The sequence below is a fragment of the Streptomyces sp. NPDC037203 genome (genome assembly GCF_055605065.1).
Genome location: NZ_JBVJUC010000002.1, coordinates 148,246 through 166,271, shown reverse-complemented (window position 1 = coordinate 166,271; position 18,026 = coordinate 148,246). Strand labels below are relative to the sequence as shown.

Sequence of the window (18,026 nt, the reverse complement as noted above, 5' to 3'; positions counted from 1 at the left end):
CGCCGCAGATGTGCGTACCAGGCCCCGCGACCCCGGCAAGATCCGGAAGAAAGGCCCTAGTCGGCCGTCGGCAATCCGTAGGCGTCCGCGATGAGTTCGTACGACCGCACCCGCACCTCGCCGCGGTGGGCGTGCGTGGTGATCATCAACTCGTCGGCGCCGGTGCGCTTGTGGAGGTCGTTCAGGCCGGAGCGCACCTCGTCGGCGGTGCCGTGCACCACGTTGGCCGACCAGGAGGCGATGAACTCCTCCTCCATGGCGCCGAGTTCCTGGTCCTCGGCCTGAGCCGGGTCGGGGAAGAGGCCGGGGCGGCCCATGCGCAGGCGGAGCATGTTGAGGGCCATCGCGCGGGTCTGGCGGCGGGCCTCGCGCTCCTCGTCGGTGGCGAGGGCGGAGACGCCGATGAGGGCGTACGGCTCGGCGAGCACCGGGGAGGGGCGGAAGGTCTGCCGGTACAGGTCGAGCGCGGGGATGGTGTTCTGCGCGGAGAAGTGGTGCGCGAAGGCGAACGGCAGACCGAGCATTCCGGCCAGCTGGGCGCTGAACCCGGAGGAGCCGAGCAGCCAGACCGGCGGGCGGTGCGGGGACTGGACCCCGCCCTCGGTGCTGCCCTGCACCGGGCCGGGGATCGCGTGGATGCGCCGGTAGGGGTGGCCGTCGGGGAAGTCGTCGTCCAGGAAGCGGATCAGCTCGGCGAGCTGCTCGGGGAAGTCGTCGGCGCCCTCGTTCAGGGTGTCGCTGCGGCGCAGGGCGGCGGCCGTGGCGCCGTCGGTGCCGGGGGCGCGGCCGAGGCCGAGGTCGATCCGGCGCGGGGCCAGCGCCTCCAGCGTGCCGAACTGCTCGGCGATCACCAGCGGGGCGTGGTTGGGCAGCATCACGCCGCCGGAGCCGAGCCGGATGCGCTCGGTGTGGGCGGCGAGGTGGGCGAGGATCACGGCCGGCGAGGAGGAGGCGACACCCGGCATGGAGTGGTGTTCGGCCACCCAGTACCGGTGGAAGCCGCGGGCCTCGGCGAGGCGGGACAGCTCGACGCTGGTGCGCAGCGCGTCGGTGGCGGTGCGGCCCGCGCCGACCGTCACCAGGTCCAGGACGGAGAGCGGGACGGGTGCGGTGCCGTGCGCCGTACCCCGGATGCCGTCCGCGACCGTGCGGTCCTCGTGTGCCACCGCGTGGTTCTCGCGTGCCTGAGCTGCCTCGTCTGCGGACACGGTAGGGGCCTCCTGGTTCCGGCGTGAGCTGTGCCGGAGTGTCGTAACAGGTGGCCCTCCCCGCTTATTCCGCCCGCCGGCGGCGGCCCTCAGGCCTGGACGAGCGGCTCCCTGGTGAACAGCGCGCCCAGCTCGGGCGCGTTCACCCGCCGGTCGGCGAGCCGCAGGCCCTCCCACACGGTGACCTGGTTCGCGGTGAGGACCGGCTTGGACAGGGACTTCTCCAGCAGGCCGAGGTGGGCGGCCGTGTGCAGGGCGGTGTCCGGCAGCAGCACTGCCTCCGCGCCCGCGTCGTCCGCGGCCCGCGCCAGCGCCAGCACGTCCTCCTCGCCCCAGCGGGCGGCCTCGGCGGCCGAGCCGATCCCCGCGGAGTGCGTCCCGGTCACCTCCAGGCCCCCGGTCCGCAGGAACTCCGCGAACAGCGCGGTGATCTCCTCGGGGTAGGTGGCGCCGACGGCGACCCGTCGTACCCCCAGCTCACGGGCCGCGTGCACGAAGCCGAAGGAGGTCGAGGAGGCCGGCATCCCGGCCAGCCGGGCCAGCGTGCGCACCTGGTCCTGCGCGCCCTGCCAGCCGTGCACGAAGCCGCCGCTGGTGGATGCCCACACCACGGTCTCGGCACCGGCGAGCCGCAGCCGCTCCATGCCCGCGCCGAGCCGCTCCGCGGAACCCGTCGCGCGCAGCTCCTCGACCCGGCGCGCGTCCTCGCCGTCCTCGGCGTGCACCAGGTCCACCCGGATGTCGCTGCCCAGGAGCTGCTCGATGCGCGGATAGTCGTCCTCGGCGAAGTGGCCCGGATAGAGGACTCCGAGTGCGGTCATGTCCAGCCTTCCTGCGTGCGTTCGGGCGGTACGCAACGCCCGCGCGCCGCCTCGCGCGGCGGCGCCCGGTGCGCTCTCACGGCTCGGGTACCCAGCCTCGGGGGCGCCCCCCACACAATGACCGGCCGACCGTGTTGACGGCGGTGGACCGGGGTGCGAGCGTGGGCGACCCGTGCTGTCCGGGCGGTCGGAGGGACCTCCGGGGCGTCCGGGCCAGCACCCGCCACGGACCGCGGGAGCCGCGCATGTCGGACGCCGGGAGCCGTCCCGCCGGACGCCGGGAGCCGTCCGGCACGGCGAGCGTTCCCACCCTGCTGGTGCTGGACGCCGAGCCGCCGCCCCGACTCGGCCGGCTGACCGGGCGGGCCCGGATCGTGCACACCGACGCGGCGCACCTGGCCGAGCGGCTGCCGCACGCGGACGCGCTGCTGGTCTGGGACTTCACCTCGACGGCGGTGCGCGAGGCATGGCCCGGTGCCGGGCCCCGGCCGCGCTGGGTGCACACGGCGAGCGCGGGCGTGGACCACCTGCTGTGCCCGGAGCTGGCGGCGTCCGACACGGTGGTCACCAACGCGCGCGGGATCTTCGACCAGCCGATCGCCGAGTACGTGGCGGCGCTGGTGCTGGCGGTGGCCAAGGATCTGCCGCGCACCCTGGAGCAGCAGCGGGAGCGGGTGTGGCGGCACCGGGAGAGCAGACGGGTGGCGGGCACGCGTGCCTGTGTGGTCGGCTCGGGGCCGGTCGGGCGGGCGATCGTCCGGCTGCTGAAGGCGCTCGGGGTGACGACGGCGCTGGTCGGGCGGGTGCCGCGGACGGGGGTGTACGGCCCGGACGACCTGGACCGGCTGGTCTCCCGCGCGGACTGGGTGATCGCGGCGGCGCCGCTGACGGGGGCGACGTACCGCATGTTCGACGCCCACGTCTTCGGCGTGATGCAGCCCTCGGCGTTCTTCGTCAACGTGGGGCGCGGTGCCCTCGTGGACGAGGACGCGCTCGCCCGCGCCCTGACCCGGCGCTGGATCGCGGGCGCCGCGCTGGACGTGTTCGCCACCGAACCGCTGCCTGCCGACAGCCCGCTGTGGGAGCTGGAGGGGCTGATCGTCTCCCCGCACATGAGCGGCGACACGGTGGGCTGGCGGGACGAACTGGGGCGCCAGTTCCTGGAGTTGTACGAGCGCTGGGCAGCGGGCAGGCCCCTGCCGAACGTGGTCGACAAGTCACGCGGCTATGTACCCGGCCACTGATCGGGCGAGCGGCGCGGGCCGGCCCGGCGGCGAACGGCTCGACCGGCTCGACCGGCTCGCGGTGCTGCCATTGGGGCATGCCAATGACATATGCCAGCGGGTCATCTCCGCAGTTGAGGCAGCCGCCGGAACGAGAACGACGGGCCGGGAACTTGTCAACGCCCCCTCCCCGGCGGCCGTTCCCCCGTTATCGTGGTAGCGCCGCACCGTCCGGACATCCACGGCCCAGTAAGCGAGCGCAGGGGGGACCCACCGTGGCGCTGATGCACGAGCCGACCGCCCCGTACCACTCCGCCCAGGACGCGCTGCGCGTGCTGGAGGCCGTGGCGCGCACCGCCGCCGGGGTCACCGAGACCGAGGTGGCCCGGCACACCGGCCTCGGCCCCGAGCGGCTCACCCTGCTGCTGCGGATGCTGCGCCGGGAAGGGTATGTGGAGCAGATCGGCGGCGGGGCGTACACCACCGGCGACACCCTGCACCGCCTCACCTCGGCACGGGACCGCGAGCGGGCCCTCGCCGAGAAGCTCCAGCGCATGCTGGACCGGCTGCGCGACTCGGTCGGCGCGGCGGTCTACATCAGCCGGTACGTCGACGGCGAGGTCAAGGTCACCCAGTACGCCGCCGGGCCCTCCGCCCCCGCGGTCAACGAGTGGGTGGACTTCCGCTACTCGGCCCACGCCACGGCGGTCGGCAAGAGCCTGCTGACCCAGCTGGACCACAACGCGCGCCGCGACCACCTCGCCCGGCACAAGATGGCCCGCCTCACCTCGCGCACCATCACCAGCGACAAGCTGCTGCTCTCCCGCCTGGAGTCCCAGCCGCCGACGGTGCCGGTGCTCGACCTCCAGGAGTACGCGGTGGGCACGGTCTGCGCGGCGGTTCCGATCACCGCGGGCGCCTCGGTGGGCTGCCTGGCCGTGTCCCTCCCGGTGGAGCACGCGCACCGGCTGAAGCAGGCCGCGGACACGCTGAACCGGAGCGCGGCACCGGTGCTGCTCTCGCTGGCGATCTAGGCCGTTTCCTTCAGATCATCGGATCGTTGGTCTGGCGTGTCGTTGACTGACGCCCAGTGGGCCCGCATCGAACCGTTGCTGCCGGACCGGACGCCGAAGCGGGGCGGACGGTGGCGCGATCACCGGCAGGTGATCAACGCCATTGCGTTCAAGTACCGCACGGGTACGCCGTGGATGGATCTGCCCGAGCGCTTCGGGTCGTGGAAGGGCGCCCACAACCGGCTGCGGAAGTGGGCGGCCGACGGCACCTGGGAGAAGGTCTTCACGGCCCTGCTCGCGCAGGCCGACGCCGAAGGCGACCTCGACTGGGTCGTCGCGGTCGACTCCACGATCGTGCGGGCTCATCAGCACGCCGCCGGGGCCCGCCAAAAGGGGCCCCGGCCGGCGAGCCGGCCGACCATGCCCTCGGACGCTCCCGCGGCGGACTGACCACCAAGATCCACCTCGCTTCCGACAGTCGCTGCCGGCCACTGGCGTTCGTCATCACGCCCGGCCAGGCCGGTGACGCACCCGCATTCGAGCAGGTCATGACCCGCTTACGAGTGCCCCGGCGGATCGGCCGCGCCAGAACCACGCCGGACGTGGTCTTGGCCGACAAGGCCTACTCGTCGCGGGCGATCCGCCGCCATCTGCGACGACGCGGCATCCGGTCAGTGATCCCGCAGCCCGCCGACCAGGCCGCCAACCGCAAGCGGCTCGGGCGCCGAGGTGGCCGCCCGCCGGCCTTCGACCGCGAGGCCTACAAGCAGCGGAACACCGTCGAGCGGTGCATCAACAAGCTCAAGCAGTGGCGCGGCCTGGCCACTCGCTACGACAAGACCGCCACCGTCTACCTCGCCGGACTCCACATCGCCGCCATCTTCATCTGGTCGGCGAGGTGATCCGAAGGAAACGGCCTAGGCCTCTCGTCCGGGTGGTCACGAGCACCCCTGAGGACCAGGTAGTATTTTCTTCGTCGCCGGCCGCGGGAAGCGGAAGGCGAGAGTCATGCGCCGCTAGCTCAGTTGGTTAGAGCAGCTGACTCTTAATCAGCGGGTCCGGGGTTCGAGTCCCTGGCGGCGCACAGCGGAAAGGCCCCTCACCTCGGTGGGGGGCCTTTCGCATGCCTAGAACGTGACGTCCGAGCAGGCGTAGAACGCGTTGCCCGTGTCGGCGATCGTCCAGACCGCGAGGATCACATGGTGGCCGGACAGGCCCGTCGGCAGGACGCCGCTGTGGCTGAGCGTCGCCGGCGGCTGCTGGCCGTTGTAGGGCACGGTCAGGAACGGCGTGAGGTTGAGGTCCGAGCGGGACAGCGGATGGTTCTGGTTCCAGCCCTGCTTGGTGACGTAGTACTTGAAGTCCGTCGTGGCGTGCCGGGCCGTGAACTGCCAGCGGAAGGTGTACGACTGCCCGCCGGTCACCGGCGTGGTGGGCCAGGCGGCGCCGGACGGCGTGGTCGGCGAGCTGAGCTGGGCGAACCGGTCCACGCCGCCGTTGCAGAGCTGGCCGTCGGCGGGCCCGGCGGCCGGGAAGCCCTTGGGGCCCTCGACGCTCTGCGGCTCGTACTGGATGTCACCGCAGCCCTTGACCGTGCCGTTGGCGCAGAGCTTCTGCCTGCTGATGGGCAGGTCGGTGTAGCCGTGCCCGCTGGCGCCGCCGGTCGAGAGCGCGAACGCCCCGGCGGTCACCACACCGAGCACGACTGCGGACATTCTGGTCTTGGTTCGCATACTGCCGCTCCTGGAGAACGTGGGGAGTTCAGGGAGGCGCCAAGGAGGAAGGTCTAGACCAAGTCACAGGTTATGGGCGCCACTTGGTCATGTCCATACCATCGGCGTCCGCACCTGCTCCCGGCTACACCTGCTCCCCGCGCCCCGCGCAGAACGCCACCGTGAGGTCGCGCACCAGCACCTTGCGCTCGTCGTCGTCCAGCTCGACCAGGCCGCGCGTCGTCAGCCGGGTCACCGTGTCCTCCACGGAGTCCACCACCGAGCTGAACACGCTGGCCCGCTGCCGGGCGTCCAGTGCGGCGATCCGGCGGCGCTCCATCGCGGCCGCCACCTCCGGGGCGTACTCCACCCGCAGGGGCTGCACGGAGAACACCTCCAGACCGGCCGGCGCGGTCTGGGCCGTCACCAACCGGGTCAGCCGCTCCCCCGCCGCCGCGGGCCCGCCGCCCGCGCCGCCCGCCGGCTCCACCGGCACCCGTGCGAGCGCCGCCTCCACGCACTCGCGCAGGTACCGCTCGTGGTCCTCCAGGCCCAGCACCGCCCGCGCGGTGTCCCGTACCCGCCACATCACCAGCACCACGACCCGCAGCGGCGTGCCGCCCGGATCGGCCGCGGGGATCGCCTCGCTGCGCCAGTGCCGCAGCCGTACGTCGACCCGCCGGCGCCGCAGCAGCGGGTTGACCCAGAGCAGCCCGGTGCGCCGCACCGTTCCCTGGTAGCGCCCGAACAGGCCCACCACCCAGGCCCGTCCGGTGCGCCCGCGGGCCAGCCCGCCGAACCCTGCCGCGCCGAGCAGCCCGGCCCCGGCGTACGCCGCCCACTGCGCCGGTCCGAGCCCCGCGCCCGCGGGCTCCGGCAGGCGCAGCGCCTGGGCAGCGAGCGGCGGCAGCACCCCGGCCCACCAGGAGGCGGCCAGGCAGCCGGTGACCCCGCAGGCCCCGGCGAGCACTCCGGCCGCACCGGGCAGCACCCGCGCCGGACGCTCCGTCAGCTCGGGGTCGATCCGGGGCAGCGGGTGCCGCCGCGCCGGCGCCGGGCGGCTCGCGCGCGGCAGTTCACCGGTGCCCTTGCGGCGCCCCACCACGGCGGGCGCGGGCGGCGGCCCCACCGGATCGCGGTCGTCGCCGCGCCCGTCCCGGCCGCCGGGGTCGTCGCGGAACAGCAGATGGACGGGGATCTCGGTGGTGGACTCGTTGCGGATCAGCCGGGCCGGGCGGGTGCCGGTGGCCGTGGCCGTCCAGGGATGCCCCTCGGAACCGGACGGTGTGTGCGAGACGGTCGTACTCATGGGTGCCTCCAGCCTCCGCGCCAGATGCGTCATGAACGGGAACTGATGGGATGCGTACGGCGATCGGGGCGGGCTCAGGAGAACAGGCGGCGCCAGGTCTCCGGGCCCATCGAGCCGTCGGCCGCCCCGCCCCGCCAGCCCTGGCTGCGCTGGAAGGCCGCCACGGCCTGCCGGTCCGCCTCGCCCCACCGGGGACCGGCACCCTCGTCGTGGAACCGGCCGAACCCCTTGCGGGTCAGCCGGCCCCTGAGCCGGGTGACGTACTCGTTGCTCTGCCCCGCGCGGAAATAGGCCTTGCCGGGGTAGCCGGGCACCCCGTTGGAGGCGGGCTCCGGCGTCTCCGGGGTGATGTCCCGGCCCCGGCCGGAGGTGAGCAGTTCCCAGGTGCGCGGGCCCGGCAGCCCGTCGGCCTGCGCGTCCTGCCAGCCCTGGGCCCGCTGGAACGCCTCGGTGGCCCGCCGGTCCGCCTCGCTCCACACCGGGCCCGGACCCTCGGGGTAGTACGGTCCCGCGCCCCGCGCCACCAGCATCTGGCCCAGCTGGGTGACGTACTCGTTGACCGCGCCGGTCCCGAAGGCGTCCGCGCCCGGAAAGTCCGGGGAGGTCTTGCCGTCCGCCGCCTCGGCGCCCTCGCTGCCGGCGGACAGGCCCTTGTAGCGGTAGGGGACGTACTTGCCGGTGTTGCTCCAGTAGGGGTAGGGCGTGGTCCGGCTGCGGGTGTGCGGGGGTGTCTGCTCGTAGGCCTTGTAGTGGGTGCGGGCGGAGTCCGTCCAGCCGCCGAAGATCACCACGTGGGAGCCGTTCTGGGGGTTGGCGGTGTTGTGGTAGAGCAGGATGTCGCCGGGCTGGAGCTGGGACTTGGTGATCTTCACGCCGTACTGGGCGAGGCTGCCGGTCCACTGGTTGCTGTCGAGGCCCCAGGCCATGGAGACGTACCCCGAGCAGTCCTGCCGGTAGCCGTCGGTCCAGTAGCTGCCCATGCTGTACGGCACCTTCGCGGTCACCCAGGACTTGGCCCGCTGGATGATGGCGCTGCGGGTGGTGCGCGGGGTGCGGGCGGCGCCGGGGCGGACGGTGCCCCGGCCGTGCAGCGGGGACTGGCGGCCCTGGGGGGTCGCCTGCTCGCCGTCGCCGGGGACGGCCTGGCGGTGCGGGAGGTGGTCGGCGGGGAGGACGGCGGGGAGAGCGGCCGCCGGGGTCACCGCGCCGAGGGCGGCGGACACGGCGGCCACGACGGCCATCCCGCGCCTCGCGGGGAGCTGGGCGAGACGGCCGGGCAGCTGGCGGCGACGGGTGCGGCGCCGGTGGACACAGCCGGGACAGTCGCAGTCGCGCGCGGGTTCGAACTCCTCGAACGCCGAAGCGGTCATGCGATCTGCCTCACATTCATGGTGTTTTTGTCCGCTTGTGTGCACGTTGATCAGTTTCCCAACTCTCCACGGAACGCGCACTTTGACGGTCCGAACGATGGACGGCCCCCTTCGCAGCCCCCTCCCGGTGGTCCGGAGCACCCTCCCAGGTCAGGTAGAGTTCTCTCTGTCAGCAGGCGCCGCTAGCTCAGTTGGTTAGAGCAGCTGACTCTTAATCAGCGGGTCCGGGGTTCGAGTCCCTGGCGGCGCACGATGACGATGGCGATCCTTGTCCGCAGACAACGCGGACTCGGGTCGCCATCTCTGTTTCGGGCGGCTTCGCCACGCACAACGGGGGCCTCGGCGCGGGACCTTCAGGCACGGATCAAGAAGCTGATCGTGGACCGGCGACTGCCCCCGGAGCCCCGCTGCCCACCGAGCCGGAGCTGACGGAGCTCCTCGATCGAGGGCCTGGCCTTTCGGACGGTCGTCGGCCACCTCCGGGGCGAGGACTCGCTGCTCCAGCTCCTCGAACTGCGCGAGGCCGTGGAGACCGGCCTCGTCTCCCGGCTCGCCGGGCGGCTGCCCGAGGCGGACCTGGCCGAGCTGGACGCACTGGTCGACCGCATGGAACAGCAGGCGGCTCGGGGGGCTTCTCTCGCGGACACCGACCGCGCCTTCCACGCCACGCTCCGGGGACTTCCCGCAGGCGGAGCGCGCCATGAGGGAGCACTTCGGGCACGTGCGGACACGCCTGTCCGGGTGAGCCGACTCCGGCCGACGCTGCGGATTCAGCGGGGGCGGCGGCCGCGGCGGGTGCGCAGACCCACGGCGACGGCGGCGACCGAGGCCAGCGCGAGACCGGTCAGGGCCTGCGCGGTGTCGGGTCCGGAGCCGCTGGTGGCCACGGTGGCGAAGTGCGCGGTGGCGTCGACGGGAGCGGCGGAGACTCGGGGGCCGCCGTCCCCGGCCACGACCGTGATCCTGCCGTCCACCACCCGGTCGGCGCAGGTGACCCGGACCTCGTAGGCGCCCGGCCCGGCCGTGGAGCCGACGCGGGCCCGGCCCGAGAGGGTGTTGCGGGTGCCGGTGAGGCGGACGTCGGCGGTGAAGGCGCGCGAGGCGGCGGTCGCCTGCCTCCCGGTGCAGCCGCTGACCCGCAGGGTCACCTCGGCCCCCGGCGCGGGGGCTGCGGGCGCCGCGGCGAGGGTGCCGCCGTCGGCCGCGTGCGCGGTCTGGGCCGCCGGGCCGAGTGCGGCTACGGCCAGCAGACCGCCGCACACAGTGAGGGGTAGTGAGCCCATCGTGAACCTCCAGACACGTAAGGAGGCTCTCCCGGCCGGGGCGCCCCCGCATCCCGAGGGGGCGCCCCGCTGCTCCATCCGGGTGAGACCGGGTTCGCGGGCCGGACGCCGGATTTCGCGGGCCGGAAGTCAGATGAGGTCGACGAGGTCCGCGATGGAGTCCACGACCTGGGAGGGCCGGAACGGGTACCCGTCCACTTCCTCCGTCCGGGTCACCCCGCTGAGCACCAGGAAGGTGCGCATCCCGGCCTCCAGGCCCGCCAGCACATCGGTGTCCATGCGGTCGCCGATCATCGCGGAGGTCTCGGAGTGGGCGCCGATCGCGTTCAGGCCCGCGCGCATCATCAGCGGGTTGGGCTTGCCGACGAAGTAGGGCTTGCGGCCGGTCGCGGCGGTGATCAGGGCGGCGACCGAGCCGGTGGCGGGCAGCGCGCCCTCGGTGGAGGGGCCGACGTTGTCGGGGTTGGTGGCGATGAACCGGGCTCCGTCGTTGATCAGCCGGACGGCCTTGGTCATGGCCTCGAAGGAGTAGGTGCGGGTCTCGCCGAGGATCACGAAGTCGGGCTCGTGATCGGTGAGGACGTAACCGATGTCGTGCAGCGCGGTGGTCAGGCCGGCCTCGCCGATGACGTAGGCGCTGCCGCCGGGCCGCTGGTCGTTCAGGAACTGGGCGGTGGCGAGCGCCGAGGTCCAGATGTTCCCGGCCGGCACGTCCAGGCCCATCCGGCGCAGCCGGGCGTGCAGATCGCGGGCGGTGTAGATGGAGTTGTTGGTGAGGACCAGGAAAGGGCGGCCCGAGTCGCGCAGCTTCTTCAGGAAGTCCTCGGCACCGGGGATCGGCACGCCCTCGTGGATCAGGACGCCGTCCATGTCGGTGAGCCACGATGCGATCGGCTTGCGGTCTGCCATGTTGTGCGTCTCCTGGCATGCGTGAGGTCTACGGGGCGGGGGCGCCGGAACCACGGCGTACCGACGCCCCCAGCGTAGTCAGCCGCGGCCGATCCGTGTCCCGGCGGTCAGCCGCCCGTCTCCGGCTTCCGGTCCTCGACGTACGCGGTCAGGTCCTCGCCGATCTCGATCCAGTCGGACCCGAAGAACCGGACGCCGTCCGTCCGTCAGCTCGGTGAGGGCGATGGCGATGGCGTCCGTGGCCCTGACGTCCTCGCCCGCCGGACAACTCGCGCGGATGACGGCGGGCGTAGCCGGCCATGCCGGTCATCCCCACTATCCGACCGACCCGTTGGCGCGACTCGTTCCTCGCCGTGCCGCGCGCCCTGAGCCCGAAGGGCTGGACGAACAGCTCAGCGGCGCCCGCGGGCCAGCAGGAACGCGGCGCCGGCCACGCAGAGCAGGGCACCGGCGGCGGCGAGCAGGCCGTGGGTGAGGGCGGGGCCGGTGCGGGCGAGTTCGCGGGCGCGCTTCCCGGCTTCCCGCGCGTCCTGGGCGAAGGGGAGGGAGGGGGCGGCGGAGGAGGCGGGGTCGGGGGTGCCGGGTGCGGGGGTGCCGGTGACGGGGCCGCCGGTGCCCTGTGTTTGCTCCGGAGCCGTAGCCGTAGCCATGCCCGTGCCCGCGCCCGTGAGGTCCTGTGCGACCGGCGTGCCGTCCTGGTCTCCGGACGGCTCGGGAGCCGGGGACATCGGGGTGCCGACCCCGAACCGGTAGGCGTTGGACTCGCCGACCCACTCCCCGTCCTGGCCGCGCCGCTGCACGGCGGCGGCGTTGGCGGTGACCTGGTCGGGTACGGCGGCCTCACGGGTGAGCGCGAGGCGGACCCGCACGCTGACGGTCTTGCCGGGGGCCACCGTGAAACCGCTGAATCCGGGTGCGTCCAGCACGCCGACCAACTCCTTCTCGTCGGTGCTCTCGAACGTCACCGGGCGGACGCGGGAGCCGTCGTCGAAGTCCAGCCGTGCCTGGCCGGCCTTCAGTTCGTGCCGGTCGTCGACGAGGACGACGACCGGGTGGATGCCCGCGCAGGAGCGGCGGGTGGTGTTGGTGAGGTCGATGGACCAGGTGACGGCGCCGGCGCCGGGCTGGTACTCGGTGGGGCCGCCGCGGATCCGGGTGGCCAGGGGAAAGGCGTGCTCGCCGGGCGCGGCACAGGAGGGCGCGGGGGCGGCGGTCGGGAGGGGACCTGCGAGGGCCGACGCCGGGAAGGGGGTGAGGGCGGCGGCCGCGGCGAGGGTGAGGGGGTGGCGGGAGATGCGGCCGGGGGACGGGGACGTGCGCAGTCGCATGAACACATGACCATGCCGGGTTGGGGGCACCGGACCGGACCGCCACTCCGGGGCAGCCCCGGATGCCCCTCGATCGGCGGAGACGTCCGCCCCGACTAGGCAGCGCCGACCTCGATGAGACGCCGGGGCGCCCGGCCGGACCAGCACGCGTCGGGAAATCCGCCGGACCGGCAGACACCGGGGCGGCCCGCCGCATCACCGAGCGCCTGTGAAAGGGGCCGAACCAGCAGACGCGCCGGGGCGGACCGCCGGTTCAGGAGGCGCCGGGAAGTCGGCCAAACCGGCAGACACCGGCGCAGACCACGGATCAGAAAGCCCCCGGAAACCGACCGAACCCCCAGACGCACCGGGGCAACCCGCCGAATCAGAAAACGCCATGGCAGCCGCTGCCGGGCCGCCAGACATCGGCGCGGCCCGCCACACCACAAAGCCCACAGACGTCCGCCAGACCGGCAGACACCGAGGCGGGCCGCCGGAGGCAGGCGGCGCCGGGAAAGGGGCCGAACCAGCAGGGGCGCGGAGACGGGCCGCCGGGTCAGGAGTCGCCAGGGAGTCGGCCAAACCGACAGACACCGGCGCAACCCGCCGAATCAGAAAGCCCCCAGACGTCCGCCGGACCCGCAGACGCCGGGGCGGGCCGACGGGTCAGGAGGCGCCGGCGCAGACGTGTTCGGCCTCGGTGGCCGTCGAGTTACGGAGGCTCTCGGCCTGTTGCAGCGCCCGCCGCTGGGAGGCGTCGGGGTGTCCGCCGTCGGCGATGCTGCGCAGCAGGTCCGCCTTCATGTCGTCGTAGGACCGCTCCGCCTTCTGGGCGGCGGCCAGGGCCTTGTCGCAGTTGGTCGGGGGAGCGGCGTGGGCCGCGGGCGCGGCGGCGGAGAGCGCGAGCAGCGCCAGGGCTCCGGCCGCGAACGGTCGTGTCGACCTCATGGGAACCTCCGCTGTGATGGATGCTGGGCATGTGTACGGATGGTGACCGGGAGTCAGGAGAACAGCATGACCACGCGCCCGCTGTCCCGGACCTCCACACAGGCCTGGTACGGGTTGGGATCCCCCTGCCGCTCCCCGCACGCCCACCGCGCCCCGGCCGCCCGCACCTGCGCCCCGGCCGCCGCGCCGTGCCAGACCTTCGTGTAGGCCGCCGCGACCTGGAGGGCCGCGCCGCAGGTCACCGGCTTGCTCGCGAGGACGCCGAGCCCCGAGGCGGGATCGGCTCCGCAGTACCGCGTGCCCGCGTCCTGCGCCGCGACGGCCGTGCCGCCGCCCGACACGCAGAGCAGGCAAAGCCCGATCGCCCCGACGGCCACTCTGGTTCTCACCGATCTCATCGGACACCTCCGTCCCACGAGCAACCCCCACCGCATGAGTACCCACATCCGCGTCCGGCGCTCGCGCGGCGCGCCCGGAGACGACTGCCCGGCGGGCCCCCTCGCCGATGGGTTTATCCCGGCGCGAGCGAGCCGGGCGCGGCCGCGGCAGGCACCCGGCCGGCGCCGGTGAGCGACCGGGCCCCCGGCCCCCACCAGCCCCCGCGCCCCGCCGGTACCGCCGACCCCACCCCCGTAGCCCGCGCTGCCCGTCACCCCTCCCCCCTCCCGAACACTCCCGCCCCCAGCACCATCTCCGCCGCTCCTTCCGCCACGACCCGCTCCCCCTGCCGTACGACCGCCACCGCGGCGCCCGCACCGAGCCCCTCCCGCCGGGCCCGCGCCTCCAGTACCGCCGATACTCCGCGCACGAACGGCTCCGGGTCCGCCAGCACCGTGCGCCCCCCGAGCAGCACCCGGTCGATGTCCAGCAGTCCCACCAGGTTCCCGGCCCCCACCCCGAGTGCCCGCGCCGCCGCCGCCACCTCTCCCCGCGCCACCGCGGACAGGCACAGCGCCTCCAGACACCCCCGGTCCCCGCACGCGCAGCGCGGACCGTCGAGCTGGACGACCTGGTGCCCGAACTCCCCGGCCCCGGTCCGCGCCCCCCGGTGCACCCGCCCGCCGATCACGAGTCCCGCCCCGAGGCCCGTACCGAGGTGCAGGTACGCGAACGACCCGCCCTCGCCGCCGGCCGCCAGCCCCACCGCCGCCGCGTTGGTGTCCTTGTCCACGACCACCGGCACCCCCAGCCGCCCGTGCAGCGCGTCCCGCAGCGGAAACCCGTCCCAGCCCGGAAACCCGGTCACCCGGTGCAGCACCCCCCGCGCATGGTCGAGCGGCCCCGGCAGGGCCACCCCCACCCCCAGCAGCGACCCGGCTCCGGCCGGCCCCCCAAAGGCCCCGAGGCAGGAGCGGACCAGTCCCGTGACCGCCTCGACGACCACTCCGAGCACGGCCTCCGCGCCCGCCCCGAGGTCCAGTCCGCCGCACCGCTCCCCCACCACGGCCCCGTCCAGCCGTACGAGCACCACCCGCAGCGCGTCCCGGTCCAGCTGCACCCCCACCGCGTGCCCCGCCTCCGGCACCAGCCGCAGCACCGTGCGCGGCTTGCCCCCCGTGGACGCCCGCCGGCCCGCCTCCGCCGCGAGGCCCGCCTCCCGCAGCCGCGCGGTGATCTTGCTGACGGCCTGCGGGGTCAGACCGGTGCGCTCGGCCAGTTCCAGCCGGCTGATGCCCTCCGCCCCGGCCCCGCGCAGCAGACCGAGCACGAGCGCGCTGTTGTGCGACCGCACCGCCTCCAGGTTCGCTCCCGCCCGACCGGCGGCCGGCTCGCGCCGCACCCCTGCCCCGCTGTCCACCCTGTCCTCGCTCACTCACCCATTCTCCCCGCCGCTTGCACTTTGGCAACAGCGTTGCGAAAGTGGAGGGCATGAGCACTCCCCTCCGCGTCGGCCTGATCGGCTACGGCCTCGCCGGCTCCGTCTTCCACGCCCCCCTGATCGCCGCCACCGAGGGCCTGGTCCTCGACACGGTCGTCACCTCGAACCCGGAGCGGCAGCGCCAGGCCCGCGACGCCTTCCCGGACCTGACGCTCGCCGCGAGCCCCGAGGAACTCCTAGCCCGCGCAGGCGAGTTGGACCTGGTCGTCATCGCCTCCCCGAACAAGACGCACGTCCCGCTCGCCACTGCGGCGCTGACGGCGGGCCTGCCCGTGGTGGTGGACAAGCCGGTCGCCGGCACCGCCGCCGAGGCCCGGACGCTCGCCGCCCTCGCCGAGGACCGCGGCCTGCTGCTGTCCGTGTTCCAGAACCGCCGCTGGGACAACGACTTCCTCACCCTGCGCGCCCTGCTCGCGGACGGCGCGCTCGGCGAGGTGCGCCGCTTCGAGTCCCGTTTCGAGCGCTGGCGCCCGAAGCCCAAGGGCGGCTGGCGCGAGTCCGGGGACCCGGCGGAGATCGGCGGCCTGCTCTACGACCTCGGCAGCCACGTCGTCGACCAGGCCCTGGTGCTGTTCGGCCCGGCCGCCGAGGTGTACGCGGAGGCGGACGTGCGCCGTCCGGGTGCCGAGGCCGACGACGACACCTTCATCGCGCTCACCCACGAGAGCGGCGTCCGCTCCCACCTCCATGTCTCCGCGACCACCCCCCAGCTCGGCCCCCGCTTCCGGGTCCTCGGCTCCGAGGCGGGCTATGTGAAGTACGGTCTCGACCCCCAGGAGGCCGCCCTGCGCGAGGGCCTGCGCCCCGGACCCCGGTGGGGTGCGGAGCCCGAGGAGCTGTACGGCCGGATCGGCGCCGGGGAATCCCCGCTGACCGGCGGCGGCACCCCGGTGAAGACCCTGCCCGGCGACTATCCCGCCTACTACACGGCCGTCGCCGCCGCCCTCGCCGGCGCCGGCCCCAACCCGGTGACCGCCCTGGAGGCGGCCGCCGCCCTCGACGTACTGGAGGCGGCCCGCAGGTCCGCCCAGGAGAAGGTGACGGTGACCCTGTGACCACGCAGCAGCAGCAGATCGCGCCCTCCATCGAGGAGTTGGAGGACCAGGAGCGGCGCCTGGTGTTCGACCGGTTCACGTACGACGACGCCTGGGAGCTCGGCTCCCTGCTGGTCGGGCTGGCCCGCGAGCACCGGGCGCCGGTCGCGATCGACATCCACCGCGGCGGGCAGCAGCTGTTCCACGCGGCCCTGCCCGGCTCCACCCCGGACAACGATGTCTGGATCGTCCGCAAGCGCCGGGTGGCCGAGCGCTACGCCTCCTCCTCCTACCTGGTCGGCTGCCGCTTCCGGGCCAAGGGCACCACCTTCGAGAACTCCTCCCGCCTGGACCCGGACGCCTACGCGGCCCACGGCGGCTCCTTCCCGATCCGGCTGGAGCACGCGGGTGTCATCGGCGCCGTGACCGTCTCCGGCCTGCCCCAGGTGGACGACCACCGGCTGGTGGTGGCGGCGCTGGAGCAGTTCCTCGGCCGCCCGCAGGAGCCCCTCGCCTCTTCGGCCGACTGAGGGAACCCGGCGGTCGGACCGAGGGAAGTCGGGAATCAGCGGGAACCCCCTCCGGTTGGCAGTGGGCACAGACTGATGATCACGCCAGCACCGCCCCACCCTCCGGAGGGATCGCCCGCATGAGTGAGACGACAGGACCACTGAAACAGCGCATCGGCCGGCACGGCGTCTGGGACATCGCGCTGCGCGCGGAGGACCCCGCCCGCCGCGGCGAGCAGGAGGACGCCGCCGCCGAGCTGGAGGAACTCGACTTCGGTGCGATCTGGCTGGGCGGCAACAGCACCGCCGCGAACGCCACCCCGCTCATCGAGGCCACCCACCACATCACCGTCGGCACCAGCATCCAGAGCGTCTGGCAGCAGGACGCCGCCACGACCGCGGCCGACTTCGCCCGGCTGGAGTCGTCCCACCCCGGCCGCTTCATCCTGGGCCTCGGCGTCAGCCACGGCCCCCGCGTCGAGGGCTACCACCGCCCCTACTCGGCGATGACCGGCTACCTGGACGAGCTGGACAAGGCAGGTGTCCCGGCCGGCCGCCGCGTGCTCGCCTCGCTCGGCCCCAAGATGCTCAAGCTGGCCGGCGACCGCGCGGCCGGCGCCATCCCCTACCTGGTCACCCCCGAGCACACCGCGAAGGCCCGCGAGATCCTCGGCCAGGGCCCGCTGCTGGCCCCGGAGTTCAAGGTCGTCCTGGAGCAGGACCCGAGCCGGGCCCGCGACATCGCCCGCGCCTATCTGTCCCGGTACCTCGAACTCCCCAACTACACCAACAACTTCCTCCGCCTCGGCTTCACCGAGTCCGATGTCGCGGACGGCGGCAGCGACCGGCTCATCGACGCGGTCTTCGCCTGGGGCGACGACGACCGGATCCGCCGCCGCGTGCACGCCTTCCACGAGGCGGGCGCCGACCACGTGGCCCTCCAGGTGGTCACGGAGACCACCGGCCAGACCATCCCGAGGGAGCAGTGGCGCAGGCTGGCCCTCCTGCTGAGGTGACCCACCCGCGCCCCCGCCTCCGGCAAGACGTCCGGGCGGGCGGCCCGGCAGCACACTCGACCGGCCCCGCCCGCCCCGGAGGCGGGGCCGTCTCGACGTACGACTGCCCCGCACGAACGCGACCGCCCACGTCACCCACCCCCACCCGGCGCCGAAGCCGCATCCCCCGACCGCCCCGGCGAAGCCGCGTCCGCGGCCATCCTGGCGGAGCCGCATCGCCCTCCGTCCCGCCGGAGCCACACCCCTCCGACCGTCCCGACGAAGCCGCGTCCCCGGCCACCCCGGCGGAGCCACACCCCCCGGCCGTCCCGGAGGAAGCCGCGTCCCTCCGGCCCGTCCCGGCAGAGCCACATCCCCCGGCCATCCCGCCGAAGCCGCATCGCCCGCCGTGCCAGCGGAGCCGTCCCGACGAAGCCACTTCCCCGGCCACCCCGGCAGATCCACGCCCATCGACCGCCCCGGACGACGAAGCCACATCCCCCGCC

Annotated in this window: 17 protein-coding genes, 2 tRNA genes and 1 pseudogene; 9 read left to right on the top strand and 11 right to left on the bottom strand. The window is 74.1% G+C overall.

Features of this window, described 5'->3' with window-relative positions; genetic code table 11:
* Positions 1-56: 56 nt before the first annotated feature.
* Entirely contained in the window at positions 57-1,166 is a 1,110-nt protein-coding gene (locus tag ACZ7EC_RS05245; RefSeq protein WP_471059721.1) for an LLM class flavin-dependent oxidoreductase, read from the bottom strand.
* 131 nt (positions 1,167-1,297) lie between these two features.
* A complete protein-coding gene (locus ACZ7EC_RS05240; RefSeq protein WP_471058247.1) occupies positions 1,298-2,029 on the bottom strand; it encodes a maleate cis-trans isomerase family protein in 732 nt (243 codons plus the stop codon).
* 245 nt (positions 2,030-2,274) lie between these two features.
* On the opposite strand from ACZ7EC_RS05240, the gene ACZ7EC_RS05235 reads away from it, so the two are divergent.
* The 4 genes from ACZ7EC_RS05235 to ACZ7EC_RS05220 all read left to right on the top strand — a co-directional run bounded on the left by ACZ7EC_RS05235 (position 2,275) and on the right by ACZ7EC_RS05220 (position 5,349).
* Positions 2,275-3,273: a D-2-hydroxyacid dehydrogenase gene (locus ACZ7EC_RS05235; protein WP_471058244.1), complete on the top strand. Its 999-nt coding sequence runs from the start codon at positions 2,275-2,277 to the stop codon at positions 3,271-3,273.
* A 254-nt stretch (positions 3,274-3,527) separates the two neighbouring features.
* Complete coding sequence (locus tag ACZ7EC_RS05230; RefSeq protein WP_471058241.1) at positions 3,528-4,286, top strand: IclR family transcriptional regulator domain-containing protein; 759 nt, start codon at positions 3,528-3,530, stop codon at positions 4,284-4,286.
* A gap of 36 nt (positions 4,287-4,322) precedes the next feature.
* A protein-coding gene (locus ACZ7EC_RS05225) for an IS5 family transposase (protein WP_471058239.1) occupies positions 4,323-5,167 on the top strand; the annotation gives its coding sequence in 2 pieces (ribosomal slippage) (positions 4,323-4,653 and positions 4,653-5,167; 846 coding nt in all).
* Positions 5,168-5,275: 108 nt separating this feature from the next.
* Positions 5,276-5,349 (top strand) — tRNA-Lys (locus ACZ7EC_RS05220).
* 43 nt (positions 5,350-5,392) lie between these two features.
* Here the strand turns inward: ACZ7EC_RS05220 and ACZ7EC_RS05215 are convergent.
* The 3 genes from ACZ7EC_RS05215 to ACZ7EC_RS05205 form a co-directional block, all read right to left on the bottom strand.
* Positions 5,393-5,998 (bottom strand): lytic polysaccharide monooxygenase auxiliary activity family 9 protein, encoded by a 606-nt coding sequence (locus ACZ7EC_RS05215; RefSeq protein WP_471058235.1) that lies wholly within the window; start codon positions 5,996-5,998, stop codon positions 5,393-5,395.
* A 124-nt stretch (positions 5,999-6,122) separates the two neighbouring features.
* Positions 6,123-7,286, bottom strand: coding sequence for an SPFH domain-containing protein (locus ACZ7EC_RS05210; protein ID WP_471058232.1), 1,164 nt, complete (start codon positions 7,284-7,286; stop codon positions 6,123-6,125).
* Between the two features lie 74 nt (positions 7,287-7,360).
* Positions 7,361-8,656, bottom strand: a complete 1,296-nt coding sequence (locus ACZ7EC_RS05205) for a peptidoglycan-binding protein (protein ID WP_471058229.1) — start codon at positions 8,654-8,656, stop codon at positions 7,361-7,363.
* 176 nt (positions 8,657-8,832) lie between these two features.
* On the opposite strand from ACZ7EC_RS05205, the gene ACZ7EC_RS05200 reads away from it, so the two are divergent.
* Together ACZ7EC_RS05200 and ACZ7EC_RS05195 are read left to right on the top strand one after the other, a co-directional pair.
* A tRNA-Lys gene (locus tag ACZ7EC_RS05200) sits at positions 8,833-8,906 on the top strand.
* A gap of 8 nt (positions 8,907-8,914) precedes the next feature.
* A pseudogene (locus ACZ7EC_RS05195) lies at positions 8,915-9,337 on the top strand (FCD domain-containing protein); the annotation flags it as partial.
* Positions 9,338-9,426: 89 nt separating this feature from the next.
* On the opposite strand, the gene ACZ7EC_RS05190 reads toward ACZ7EC_RS05195, so the two are convergent.
* The 6 genes from ACZ7EC_RS05190 to ACZ7EC_RS05165 form a co-directional block, all read right to left on the bottom strand.
* Complete coding sequence (locus tag ACZ7EC_RS05190) at positions 9,427-9,939, bottom strand: hypothetical protein (protein ID WP_471058226.1); 513 nt, start codon at positions 9,937-9,939, stop codon at positions 9,427-9,429.
* Between the two features lie 129 nt (positions 9,940-10,068).
* The gene (locus ACZ7EC_RS05185; protein WP_471058224.1) at positions 10,069-10,848 is read right to left on the bottom strand and encodes an HAD-IIA family hydrolase; all 780 of its coding nucleotides are present in this window, start codon (positions 10,846-10,848) and stop codon (positions 10,069-10,071) included.
* A 392-nt stretch (positions 10,849-11,240) separates the two neighbouring features.
* The gene (locus ACZ7EC_RS05180) at positions 11,241-12,176 is read right to left on the bottom strand and encodes a hypothetical protein (protein WP_471058221.1); all 936 of its coding nucleotides are present in this window, start codon (positions 12,174-12,176) and stop codon (positions 11,241-11,243) included.
* Between the two features lie 645 nt (positions 12,177-12,821).
* Positions 12,822-13,103, bottom strand: a complete 282-nt coding sequence (locus tag ACZ7EC_RS05175) for a hypothetical protein (RefSeq protein WP_471058218.1) — start codon at positions 13,101-13,103, stop codon at positions 12,822-12,824.
* A gap of 53 nt (positions 13,104-13,156) precedes the next feature.
* Positions 13,157-13,501, bottom strand: a complete 345-nt coding sequence (locus tag ACZ7EC_RS05170; RefSeq protein ID WP_471058215.1) for a hypothetical protein — start codon at positions 13,499-13,501, stop codon at positions 13,157-13,159.
* Positions 13,502-13,752: 251 nt separating this feature from the next.
* A complete protein-coding gene (locus ACZ7EC_RS05165) occupies positions 13,753-14,901 on the bottom strand; it encodes an ROK family transcriptional regulator (RefSeq protein ID WP_471059719.1) in 1,149 nt (382 codons plus the stop codon).
* A gap of 71 nt (positions 14,902-14,972) precedes the next feature.
* On the opposite strand from ACZ7EC_RS05165, the gene ACZ7EC_RS05160 reads away from it, so the two are divergent.
* From ACZ7EC_RS05160 to ACZ7EC_RS05150, 3 genes are all read left to right on the top strand, one after another.
* Entirely contained in the window at positions 14,973-16,037 is a 1,065-nt protein-coding gene (locus ACZ7EC_RS05160) for a Gfo/Idh/MocA family protein (protein ID WP_471058212.1), read from the top strand.
* Positions 16,034-16,546: a heme-degrading domain-containing protein gene (locus tag ACZ7EC_RS05155; RefSeq protein ID WP_471058209.1), complete on the top strand. Its 513-nt coding sequence runs from the start codon at positions 16,034-16,036 to the stop codon at positions 16,544-16,546. Before ACZ7EC_RS05160 ends, ACZ7EC_RS05155 begins: the two co-directional genes overlap by 4 nt.
* Positions 16,547-16,665: 119 nt before the next feature.
* The gene (locus ACZ7EC_RS05150) at positions 16,666-17,541 is read left to right on the top strand and encodes an LLM class F420-dependent oxidoreductase (RefSeq protein WP_471058206.1); all 876 of its coding nucleotides are present in this window, start codon (positions 16,666-16,668) and stop codon (positions 17,539-17,541) included.
* The last annotated feature ends 485 nt before the right edge of the window (positions 17,542-18,026 follow it).